An 11,387-nucleotide genomic window follows, 5' to 3' on the forward strand; every position below is an offset into this window, starting at 1 on the left:
ATGACGGGCAACGGGAGATGACGATGAGCCTTGGTGATCACGACGAGAACGGCGTCAGCCGTCGCAAGGTGCTGGAGTGCATGACGTGGGCAGGCACCGGCGTGCTCTGGACGCTGTCGGGCGGCGTGCCGCGTTCGCTCGGCCTGGTCGACGCCGCGCGGGCGGCCGAGCAGCCCGCCTCCGGCCTGACCTTCCTGCAGATCAGCGACAGCCATGTCGGCTTCGACAAGCCGGCCAATCCCAACGCGCTCGGCACGCTCGAGGAGGCCGTCAACCGCATCAAGGCGATGCCGGTGAAGCCGTCCTTCATGATCCACACCGGCGACATCTCGCATCTGTCGAAGGCGGCCGAGTTCGACGACGCCGATCGCATCATCTCGCAGACGCGGCTCGACGTGCACTACGTGCCCGGCGAGCACGACTTCCTCGACGAGGACGTCAAGCTCTACAAGGAGCGCTACGGCAAGGGCACGCGCGGCTCCGGCTGGTATTCGTTCGACGCCAATGGCGTACACTTCATCGGGCTGGTCAACGTGGTCGATCTCAAGGCCGGCGGGCTCGGCAATCTCGGCGCCGAGCAGCTCGCCTGGCTGGAGCAGGATCTCAAGGGCCGCTCCAAATCGACCCCGGTCGTCGTGTTCGCGCACATCCCGTTGTGGACCGTATATCCGGAATGGGGCTGGGGCACCGAGGATGGCGGCCGCGCGCTGGACAGCCTGAAGGGGTTCGGCTCGGTGACGGTGCTGAACGGCCATATTCATCAGGTGATGCAGAAGGTCGAGGGTAACGTCACCTTCCACACCGCGCGCTCGACCGCCTTTCCGCAGCCGGCGCCGGGCACGGCGCCCTCGCCCGGCCCGATGAAGGTCGAGGACGCCAGGCTGCGCAGCCTGCTCGGCATCGCCAGCATCGACTTCAAGGTCGGGTCCGAGCGGCTCGCCATCATCGACACGCCGCTGGCCGGCTGAGGACGGAAACGCAATGAGCCAGTCTGTTGTTCGCGGCGCCTGCCTCGCCGCCGCGCTGCTTCTCGGCGCCACGCCGCTGCGCGCCGAGACCATCAAGGTCACCATCGACAACTTCACCTTCACCCCGGCCGCGGTGACGGTGAAGGTCGGCGACACCGTGACCTGGACCAACCACGACGACATCCCGCACACGGTGGTGTCGGCCGGGAAATACCGGTCGAAAACGCTCGATACCGACGACAGCTTCTCCTTCACCTTCGCAGCCGCCGGCGACTACAAATATTTCTGTTCGCTGCATCCGCACATGACGGGGCTGGTCAAGGTTGAGTAGCATCGCGAACCAGGGCATGAGCATCGTCGCATGGACCGGTCGGCGGCGTAGCGCCGGCCGCGCCGTGCGACCGCGAACCGGGCCGGAGACCACGCCGGTGACGACAGCCAGTGACGATCCCGAGAGGGCGCGACGCTTCCGCGAGGCGGCACTGCCGCATCTCGACGATGTCTACACGCTGGCGCGCTATCTGCTGCGCAACGCCGCCGACGCGGAGGACGCGGTGCAGGAATGCTACCTGCGCGCGCTGAAGCATTTCGACACCTACCGTGGTCCGGCGATGAAGCCGTGGCTGTTTGCGATCCTGCGCAATGTCTGCCACGCCGAATTCGCGCGCCGCGCCGGTGCGCCGGTCAAGGCGCTCGACGATGCGCCCGAAGCGGCCGAGCAGCCGCCGCTGTGGCAGGAGAGCACCGAGACGCCGGAAGGCGCCGTGCTGCGCGAGCGCGATGCCTCGGCGATCCGGCGAATGATCGACACGCTGGCCGAGCCGTTCCGCGAGACGTTCGTGCTGCGCGAGGTCAACAATCTGTCCTATCGCGAGATCGCGGAGGCCGCCGACGTGCCGGTCGGCACCGTGATGTCGCGTCTCGCCCGCGCCCGCGCGATGCTGCGCGCCGCCTGGCTCGCGCAGGAGGAGCTCTAGCCATGACCTGCGATGAAGCCGAGATCCTGATGCACGCGCTGGCCGATGGCGAGCTCGACGCCGGCCACGCTCTCGAGGTCGAAGCCCATGTCGCGACCTGCCCGCGCTGCGCTGCGGAGCTTGCTGCCATCAGGGAGATGAAGCAGATGCTCGCCGGCGCCGACCTCGGCTACAAGGCGCCCGCCGCCTTGCGCCAGCGCATCGAAGCCGCCCTGCCGCCGGTCGAGGCGGCCGTCGTTACTCCGTTTGCCGTCCGGCCGAGCCGCCGCTCGCTGCTGAAGGGCTTTGCGATGGGCTCGGCCGTGTCGGCGCTGGCCGCCACCGGTCTCGTCGCCATCGTGCTGCGCAATGACGACCAGCAGCGGATCGAGGCCGAGATCGTCTCGGCGCATCTGCGCTCGCTGCAGGCCGGCCACCTGACCGACGTGATCTCGACCGACCAGCACACCGTCAAGCCCTGGTTCAACGGCAGGCTCGACGTGGCGCCGCCGGTGATCGACCTCACCGCTGAGGGATTCACCCTGATCGGCGGGCGGCTCGATTATGTCGATGCCCGCCCGATCGGCGCGGTGGTCTATCGCCGCCGCCAGCACGTCATCAATCTGTTCGTGGCGCAGACCTCATCCACCGAGCGCCGCGCCGCACGGATGGACACGATCCAGGGCTTCAATATCAGGAGCTGGCGCGACCGCGGCCTCAGTTATTGGGCGATCAGCGATATCGGCGGCGACGAGCTCGAGGAGTTCGGCGAGCGGTTCGAGCGGAAGATGGGTGGGAGCAGCTGAGTCGCTCTCGCGCGCTCCGTCATTGCGGGCGAAGCGACGCAATCCCGAGGCGCGAAGGAAGGCTGGATTGCTTCGCTCGCCATGACAAGCCCTTCGTAGGGCGGGCAAAGCGTAGCGTGCCCCACCAAAGGTCCTGCGAGGATCGAGATGGTGGGCACGGCGCGTCGCGCCTTTGCCCACCCTACATGTTCGTCAGCTCACGCCGATTTGCGGATGGCGTTGTCGACCAGGGTCTTGCCGAGCGACCAGATCGCGCCGGGGACCTTGTGGCTCTGCGCGATGACGTCATCGAAGGCGCGCTCGATCCAGGCGCAGTCCTCCTCGGTGATGGTCAGCGGCGGCAGCAGCTTGATCGTGTGCAGGCCGTGACCGGCGACCTGGGTCAGGATCTTGTGATCCTTGAACAGCGGCACCGTGATGAGCTGGCAGAACAGGCCCTTGTTGGCGCTCTCCAGCATGGTCCACGAGGCCTTGAGGCGCAGCGATTTCGGCGGACCGAACTCGACGCCGATCATCAGCCCCTTGCCGCGGACTTCCTTGAGCAGCTCGTAGCCCGGCACCATCCGGGTCAGCGCCAGCCGCAGCTCGGCGCCGCGCTTGGCGGCGGCCTCCACCAGCTTCTCCGCCTTCATCACCTCGAGCGTGGCAATGCCGGCGGCCATCGCGAGGTCGTTCTTGGCGAAGGTCGAGCCGTGCACCACGGCGCGGTCCATGCGGTTGAAGATCTTGTCGAAGATCTGCTTGCGCGTCAGCAGCGCGCCGACCGGGACATGGCCGCCGGACAGCGCCTTCGATAGCAGCACCATGTCGGGCTCGACGTTCCAATGTTCCACGGCGAGGAACCGGCCGGTGCGTCCCATGCCGGTCTGGATCTCGTCGGCGATGAAGATGGTGCCGTATTTCTTGCAGAGCGCAGCGGCACCCGGCAGGAACTCGTCGGAGGGCATGTTGACGCCCTTGCCCTGGATCGGCTCGACGATGAACGCTGCGATCTCGCGCGACGACAGCGCCTGCTCGAGCGCGGCGAGATCGTTGAAAGGGATCGCCGTACAACCCGGCAGCAGCGGCTCGAAGCCGTTGCGGAAGTTCGAATCATCGGTCAGCGACAGCGCGCCATAGGTGAGACCGTGATAGGAGTGCCCGCAATAGACGATGCCGGGCCGGCCGGTCGCGCCACGCGCGAATTTGATCGCGGCTTCGACGGTCTCGGCGCCGGAATTGGCGAAGAACACCTTGTCCAGATACGGGACATATTCCAGCAGCCGCTCGGCAAGAACGCCCGCCAAGGTCGAGACGTCGAGCTGGACGAGATTCGGCAGGTCGGTGTCGAGGACGCTTTTCAGCGCGGCGCGCAGTGTCGGATGATTGCGGCCGATTGCAAAGACGCCAAAACCGCTGAGCAGGTCTAGATAACGGGCCCCATCACGATCGTAGAGATATTGCCCTTGTCCCTTCTGGAACCCAACATCATATCCAATCGTTTTGAGAACGCGGACAAGCTGCTCGTTCAGATGCCGAGAGTGCATCGTGCTGCGCTGCGCTTGGCGCTCCACAAACATCTCGGAAACGTCTAGATTGGGTTTTAGCATCGGCTACATACTTCGGTTGATGGACGTGACGTCAACTGAAAACGCGCAATGCGGCGTTTTGCCCTCATTCGCACCATCAAAGCAAGCACGGGTTTCTGCCAATGTTGCATCGCCTTAGATATCTCATGTCGACGACACTAGCATACTCCGCAGTCGTGTTCGCAGCAGGAATTTCTTCCGCGCTCGCGGCCGACCCCACCGGCGACTGGCGGGTTGCCGACGGCGTCGCGAACATCCGAGTCGCACAATGTAATGGCAGCATGTGGGGCGTCGTGGCCTGGGAGAAGACCCCGGGCGGACGCGACAGCAACAACCCCGATCCGGCCCGCCAGAGCCGGCCGACGCTCGGCATGCCGATCCTGATCGACATGAAGAAGAAGCCCGGCGCAGACGCGTGGGAAGGCCAAGTCTACAACGCCAAGGATGGGCAGCTCTACAGCTCCACCATCACGCCGGTCGACCCCGATCACCTGGAGATCAAGGGCTGCGTGCTCGGCTTCCTGTGCGGCGGCGAGACCTGGACGCGGGTTGCTCCGCCGATTCCGTCGAGCCCTGTGAACAGCATGGCCAAAGGTACACAGAAACCAATCGCGCCGGCCCCTGCTCCGGCGGCCAAGACGACCACCGGCGTCGGCAGTGGCGCAACCGCATCGGCCAAGCCGGGACACAAGCCCGCGGATCAGGTCGGCGATATCTGCCTGCTGCCCGAGATCGCGCGCCCCCGCTAACTAACGGGCGTCCGTCACGCGAACAAAAAAAGCGGCCGAGAGATCGGCCGCTTTTTCTATTCCGTGATCACGAGCCCTCTTGCTCCTTGATCTCGCGAGGCTTGCCCATCAGCGCCGGCTGGAACAGCAGCACGGCGGCGAGCGTGGTGACCAGCGACAGCGCCAGCAGCTTGCCCATGCTGGACGTGCCGGGATGGCTCGACAGCCACAGGCTGCCGAATGCGGTCGCCGTCGTCAGTGCGCTGAAGAAGATCGCCCGGGTCAGGCTGGTCTGGAGCAAATTTGTGCGGCCGCCGCGCCACGCCACCACGTAGTAGATCTTGAACGCGACGCCAATGCCTAGCAGGAGCGGCAGGGCGACGATGTTGGCGAAGTTCAGCGGCAGCTTGATCAGCACGCAGATCTCAAGCGTCACGGCGCCCGCAACCAGCAGCGGCACGATCGTCATGAGCACGTCGCTGAAGCGCTTCAAGGTCACCCACAGCAGGAGGCTGATCACGACCAGCGAGTAGATGCCGGCGTGGATGAATGCCTTCACGATCGTGTCACCGGACTTCAGGATCGAGACCGGACCGCCGATCGCGTTGGGCTCGGCCGTCAGGACGGCGTTGGCGAATCGCCTGAGATTGTCGTTGTCGTTCGGATCGCCCTTGGGCTGCGCCTCGACCCGAATCAGTCCGTCCTTGCTCTTCCACTGCGACACCAGTTCCGGCGGCAGGTTCGCGAGGCTGACCGGCTGCGCCTGGAGAGTGGCGCTGAGCTGCGTCAGCGTGATCTTCCACGGCTCGACGAACACCGCCTGCGCCTTGTTGCGAACCGTTTCGCTGGCGCCCGCGAGCCTGGCAAGCGCGTCGGCGAGCCGCCGCGACGCGACCGCGCCCGGCCCGTTGCTCTCGCCCGCGGTGCGCCGGAGATTGTCGACGGTCGAGTTCAGGGCGTCGACATTCTCCTTGTCGCTCGGCGCCGCATCGACCTGATCGGGGTTGAGTGCAGGCCCCAGCACCTTCGCGCCCTGCGCGATCAGCTTCAATTTGGCCGGCTGGTCCTCGGGGACGAAGCTGTCGAGCGACATCACGCGCGCCACCTCGGGCAACTTCGCCAGCTTGGCCTCGATCGCCTTGGCCTCGGTCTCGGAGCGTGTCAGCACGTCGATCGCATTGGCGCCCGTGTTCGGATCCTTTCGCAGGTCGAGATAGGTCGCGATCGACTCGGCGCGCGGATTGCGCAGGTTCATCGGGTTGAAGTCGAACTTCATGTAATAGAGCAGCGGCAGGCCGGCGACGACCAGGCCGAGCGTGCCGACGATGATCGGCACGCGGTGCTTCTCGAGGAAATGATCGACCGGCGCCAGGAAGGCGTAGCCGACCGGCTCCTTCTCGCCGGGCGGATTGAGGATCCTCAGCAATGCCGGCAGCACCGTGATCGACGACAGGAACGCGATGATCATGCCGGCGCCGGCGATGGCGCCGAGCTCGGAGATGCCCTTGTAGTCGGTCGGCAGGAAGCACAGGAAACCGGCAGCCGTCGCCATCGCCGCGAGCGACAGCGGCACCGCGGAGCGGCGCGCGGCTTCCGCCAGCGCCTCCGGAAGATTGTCGTTCTTGAACCGCTCGGAGCGATAGCGCACGCTGAACTGGATGCCGAAATCGACGCCGAGGCCGATGAACAGCACGGCGAACGCGACCGACAGCAGATTGAGCGAGCCGACCATCATCAGGCCGACGGCCGTGGTGAGCGCGAGGCCGATGAACAGGTTGATGAACACGGCCGAGATGATCTTGGCCGAATGCAGCGCCAGCCACAGGATGATCAGCACGACGACCACGGTGCCGATGCCGTTGACGACGGCGCCTTCCTGCACGGTGGCGTATTCCTCGTTGGCGATCGGCACCGGCCCGGTCAGCCGCACGCGGGCGTGAAAGCGGTGCGGGAAATCGAGCTCGGCCGCCGCCTGACGGATCGCATCCGTCGCCGCCTTGCCGGGCTCCAGGGCCTGGTAGTCGAGGATCGGCTTGAACTGGATGAAGGCGCGCTTGTCGCTGTCTTCGAGCGGCTTGTCGGAGATCAGCTGGCGCCAGGAGAAGGTCGCATCGCCCTTGTCGAGCACGGTCTCGACCGTCTGGGAGATGTAGTCGAACGGCCGCGCGGCATTATCGAGCTTGACCTGGCCGCGCTTGACGCCGGCAAGGCCGGTCTCCAGCGCACCGGTCAGGCCGCGGATCGAGGGGTCCCCGGCCATGATCTCGACCAGCGGCGCCGCCGCCGTGAACTGGTCCGTGAGCTGCTTGACCTCCTCGGTCGGCAGGAACAGCAGGCCGTTCCTGGCGAAGAACTCGCCGCCGCCGAGCAGCTCGACCGATGAGAAGTTCGCGGTGTCGCCCTTGAGCTTCTTGGCAAGCGCATCAGCCGCCACGCCGGTCAGCTCTGGTGTCGCCGCCTCGACCACGCCCAGGATCATGCGATCGCGATCGAACGCCTGCTCATATTGCTGGTCGCGCTTGCGCCAGTCGAGATCAGGCGAAATCAGCTTGTTGATGTCGGTATTGATCGAGAAATGACGCGCCGTATAGAAGCCCGCGCCGACGGAGAGCAGCAGGGCCGCAATCAATGTCGGCCAGGCAAACCGGGTGCAGGCCTTGACGATCGAGACGACAAACGTGGTCAGCACTTCGTGACTTTCTAATGTTTAGAGAGCTGGGCGGAAACGTCCGCTTCATGGCGGAGTTCCCCGATCAGGGCGAGCCCCGGACGCACACATCCTGAGCGCGCCCCGACCCGGCCTGGCCCAACCTTGAAGACGAGGATGGTCCCTCGACGGCGGATCAAGTTGAACGATGCACGGAACCGTCGGGCCGGCTGATATAGCGGCTGTTCTCGGCGGTAAAGTGACGAACGAGTGAGAGCATAACCAACTCAATTGATTGATCTAATTTATAATTACTAAATTACCTGCAACCTCTCGGGGGCTGCGTGCGACGCATCACATGCGAGCGACTTGCAGACCGGCTTTTCTCTTCGCTCGATTTTTGACACAAAGCCCTGCGTTTCCATCCGTGTGGCGGGCCATTGGGGGCACTCGCTGGTGCGATTATTGCAACCCTGTCGCACGCACGGAGGTGCCGGGTCGAAAGTGAGGCAACGTGGCTGGACGTCCCATGCAGGTGTATCTCGCGCAGCCGCGCGGTTTTTGTGCTGGAGTCGTGCGTGCGATCGAGATCGTGGAGCGCGCGCTGGAGAAGTATGGCCCGCCGGTCTACGTGCGTCATGAGATCGTCCACAACAAGCACGTGGTCGAGAGCCTGAAGGCCAAGGGCGCCATCTTCGTCGAGGACCTCTCCGAGGTGCCGCCGCGCGCCGTCACCGTGTTCAGCGCCCACGGCGTCGCCCGGACGGTGGAGGAGGAAGCGGCCGCCCGCGGGCTGCCGGTGCTCAATGCCACCTGCCCGCTGGTGACGAAGGTTCACAACCAGGGCAAGCGCTACATGTCCAAGGGACGTACCCTGGTACTGATCGGTCATGCCGGCCATCCGGAGGTGGAGGGAACCATGGGCCAGGTTCCCGGCCCGGTCTACCTCGTGCAGAACGTGGCCGATGTGGCCGCCCTGCCTCTGCCGCTCGACACCCCCTTGGCCTATATTACCCAGACCACGCTCAGCGTGGACGACACCCGGGACATCATTTTAGCCCTTCAAGCCCGCTTTACAGACCTTCAAGGTCCCGATATCCGGGATATCTGCTATGCGACACAGAACCGCCAATCTGCGGTAAGGGACTTAAGCAAGCTGGTGGACGTCATCCTGGTGGTGGGCGCCGCCAACAGCTCCAACTCGAACAGACTGCGCGAGATCGGCACCGAGGCCGGGGTCGCAAGCTATCTGATCGCTGATGGCAGCGAGCTTGATCCGGTTTGGCTGAAGGGGGCCAAGGCCGTCGGCATCACTGCCGGCGCCTCGGCTCCCGAAGTGCTTGTCGACGACGTCATCGAAGCCCTGCGGCGCATCGGACCGGTCGAGGTCGCGGTGGTCCCGGGGCGGGAAGAAAACATCGAATTCCGCCTGCCGGCCGAGCTGGTCGCGGGCTGATCGGTCCTCGTTTGGTCCAGAAAGAAGAGACGTAATGGCAATCCCCTTCCATAAGGAACTGCGTATCGGGGCCTATCTGATGAAGCAGAAGCTTCTCGGCCGGAAACGCTATCCGCTCGTGCTGATGCTGGAGCCGCTGTTCCGCTGCAACCTGGCATGCGCCGGCTGTGGCAAGATCGACTATCCCGACGCGATCCTCAACCGCCGCATGAGCGCGCAGGAGTGCTGGGATGCGGCCGATGAGTGCGGCGCACCGATGGTCGCGATCCCCGGCGGCGAGCCGCTGATCCACAAGGAGATCGGCGAGATCGTGCGCGGCTTGGTCGCCCGCAAGAAGTTCGTCTCGCTCTGCACCAACGCGCTGCTCCTGGAGAAGAAGCTCGACCTGTTCGAGCCGTCGCCCTATTTGTTCTTCTCGGTGCATCTCGACGGCCTGCGCGAGCATCACGACAAGGCGGTGTCGCAGAAGGGCGTGTTCGACCGCGCCGTCTCCGCGATCAAGGCCGCCAAGGAGCGCGGCTTCACCGTCAACGTCAACGCCACGGTGTTCGACGGCCACCCGGCCGAGGAGATCGCCAAGTTCCTGGACTTCACGACCGAACTCGGCGTCGGCGTCACCATGTCGCCCGGCTATGCCTATGAGCGCGCGCCGGACCAGGAGCACTTCCTCAACCGCACCAAGACCAAGCAGCTGTTCCGCGACGTCTTCAAGCTCGGCAAGGGCAAGAAGTGGAATTTCATGCATTCCGGCCTGTTCCTCGACTTCCTCGCCGGAAACCAGGAGTTCGAGTGCACCCCCTGGGGCATGCCTGCGCGCAACATCTTCGGCTGGCAGAAGCCCTGCTATCTGCTCGGCGAAGGCTACACCAAGACCTTCAAGGAGCTGATGGAGACCACCGACTGGGATTCCTACGGCACCGGCAAGTACGAGAAGTGCGCCGACTGCATGGCGCATTGCGGCTACGAGGCGACCGCCGCCAATGCGGCGCTGACCAACCCGATCAAGGCGATGTTCGTGTCGCTGCGCGGCATCAAGACCGAAGGCCCGATGGCGCCGGAGATCGACCTCTCCAAGCAGCGCCCGGCGCAATACGTGTTCTCGTCGGAGGTGCAGAAGCGCCTCTCCGAGATCCGCAAGGACGAGGCCGTCGAAGCCCAGCAGAAGGCCTCGACCGCGGCCTGAGGCCGCTGAGATCAGTCCACAACGAAACGGCCGCCGGGCACCGGCGGCCGTTTTTCGTTGAGGTGCTATGGGCTCGTAGGCGCCGCTCCGTTTCGGTGCAGGGATTGCGCCTCTGAGCGAAGCTCTTTCCACACGTCATTGCGAGCGCAGCGACGGAGCAAGCGGGATTATCGGAGCCTTAGCCGATAAAGCCGACGATCATTCGCCAGCCGGAGCCTTACGCTTCGGCGGCGGCCAGCGTCTCGGTCTCGAGGAAATGCTCGGCCGCCAGCAGGCCGCTCAGCAGCAGGTCGCGGGCGCCGCGCAGCGAGCGCAGGGCGCGGTTGAACTCGATGCCGGTCGAGACCAGGCCGCGCAGCACGGCCGGATTGCGCGCGACGCCGCGCAGGATCATCGGCAGGTCGATGTCGCCGTTGGGCTTGATGGCGTCCTTGGCGAGCGACGGGAGGGTGCGATGGGCGGGATCGGAGATCACCCGCAGCGCCGCGAACGGCAGCCCGTACTCGGCGGCATAGGCGGCAGCGATGTGGCTCTCCATGTCGACCGCGGCCGCGCCGGTCTTCATGCGCAGCGCCGCCTTGCGGGCCTGCGCCACCACCACCTCTTCGGCGCCGGCGAGCACGCCGCGCACGACGCGGCGCTTCTTCAGGGCGGCGCGGGCGATGTGCTCCTCGCGCAGCGACAGGCCCGACAGCCAGCGGGCATCGCCGGCGGTCACCTCGGTGGCGACGACGATGTCGCCGGCCTTGAGGGTCGGATCGAGGCCACCGGCCACGCCGAAGCTGACGACGCCGCGGATCGAGGTCGGGTCGAACACGGTGAGCAGCGAGCGCAACTGTCTGGGGTCGCTCGAGCTGCAGATCACCATCATGCCGGGCCCGGCAGCAATCCGGGCCTCCTGCACCAAGCCCGTCACGACCAAGACCGGCCGCGGATCAATCGGGCGATCCGCGGACGTGTCGTCCCCCATCCCCAACTTCACAATCCGACCCCTGACACCTTCTCGGACGTCGCGTGATCCGACGTCTCTGTCTCTTGTTCCAAAGCCTCAGCCGCGGCGGCGCCAGAGCGGAAA

10 protein-coding genes are annotated in these 11,387 nt (G+C 65.4%); 7 read left to right on the forward strand and 3 right to left on the reverse strand.

What is annotated here, in order from left to right; genetic code table 11:
* Positions 1–23 precede the first annotated feature (23 nt).
* From ACQR1X_RS30055 to ACQR1X_RS30070, 4 genes are all read left to right on the forward strand, one after another.
* On the forward strand, positions 24–968 hold the full coding sequence (locus ACQR1X_RS30055; protein WP_315801254.1) for a metallophosphoesterase family protein: 945 nt from the start codon (positions 24–26) through the stop codon (positions 966–968).
* A gap of 13 nt (positions 969–981) precedes the next feature.
* A complete protein-coding gene (locus ACQR1X_RS30060) occupies positions 982–1,299 on the forward strand; it encodes a cupredoxin domain-containing protein (RefSeq protein ID WP_315801255.1) in 318 nt (105 codons plus the stop codon).
* Between the two features lie 97 nt (positions 1,300–1,396).
* Positions 1,397–1,945 (forward strand): sigma-70 family RNA polymerase sigma factor, encoded by a 549-nt coding sequence (locus ACQR1X_RS30065; protein ID WP_316183628.1) that lies wholly within the window; start codon positions 1,397–1,399, stop codon positions 1,943–1,945.
* 2 nt (positions 1,946–1,947) lie between these two features.
* Positions 1,948–2,730, forward strand: a complete 783-nt coding sequence (locus ACQR1X_RS30070; protein ID WP_434900182.1) for an anti-sigma factor family protein — start codon at positions 1,948–1,950, stop codon at positions 2,728–2,730.
* Between the two features lie 197 nt (positions 2,731–2,927).
* Here the strand turns inward: ACQR1X_RS30070 and hpnO are convergent, their stop codons facing one another.
* The gene (gene hpnO, locus ACQR1X_RS30075) at positions 2,928–4,319 is read right to left on the reverse strand and encodes an aminobacteriohopanetriol synthase HpnO (protein WP_315714885.1); all 1,392 of its coding nucleotides are present in this window, start codon (positions 4,317–4,319) and stop codon (positions 2,928–2,930) included.
* Between the two features lie 101 nt (positions 4,320–4,420).
* Between hpnO and ACQR1X_RS30080 the strand changes: the two genes are divergently transcribed.
* Positions 4,421–5,047, forward strand: coding sequence for a DUF2147 domain-containing protein (locus ACQR1X_RS30080; protein WP_409997886.1), 627 nt, complete (start codon positions 4,421–4,423; stop codon positions 5,045–5,047).
* 67 nt (positions 5,048–5,114) lie between these two features.
* Here ACQR1X_RS30080 and ACQR1X_RS30085 read toward each other — a convergent pair whose 3' ends face one another.
* Positions 5,115–7,715, reverse strand: coding sequence for an MMPL family transporter (locus tag ACQR1X_RS30085; protein WP_315801258.1), 2,601 nt, complete (start codon positions 7,713–7,715; stop codon positions 5,115–5,117).
* Between the two features lie 487 nt (positions 7,716–8,202).
* Here ACQR1X_RS30085 and ispH point away from each other — a divergent pair, with 487 nt between their 5' ends.
* Positions 8,203–9,129: a 4-hydroxy-3-methylbut-2-enyl diphosphate reductase gene (gene ispH, locus ACQR1X_RS30090; RefSeq protein ID WP_315801259.1), complete on the forward strand. Its 927-nt coding sequence runs from the start codon at positions 8,203–8,205 to the stop codon at positions 9,127–9,129.
* A gap of 34 nt (positions 9,130–9,163) precedes the next feature.
* Positions 9,164–10,312 (forward strand): adenosyl-hopene transferase HpnH, encoded by a 1,149-nt coding sequence (gene hpnH / locus ACQR1X_RS30095; protein WP_316183626.1) that lies wholly within the window; start codon positions 9,164–9,166, stop codon positions 10,310–10,312.
* 217 nt (positions 10,313–10,529) lie between these two features.
* Here hpnH and ACQR1X_RS30100 read toward each other — a convergent pair whose 3' ends face one another.
* Positions 10,530–11,294, reverse strand: coding sequence for a phosphorylase (locus ACQR1X_RS30100; protein WP_410051467.1), 765 nt, complete (start codon positions 11,292–11,294; stop codon positions 10,530–10,532).
* Between the last annotated feature and the right edge of the window lie 93 nt (positions 11,295–11,387).

The organism is Bradyrhizobium sp. HKCCYLRH3073 (assembly GCF_051167995.1).
In the GTDB taxonomy this organism is placed as follows: Bacteria; Pseudomonadota; Alphaproteobacteria; order Rhizobiales; family Xanthobacteraceae; genus Bradyrhizobium.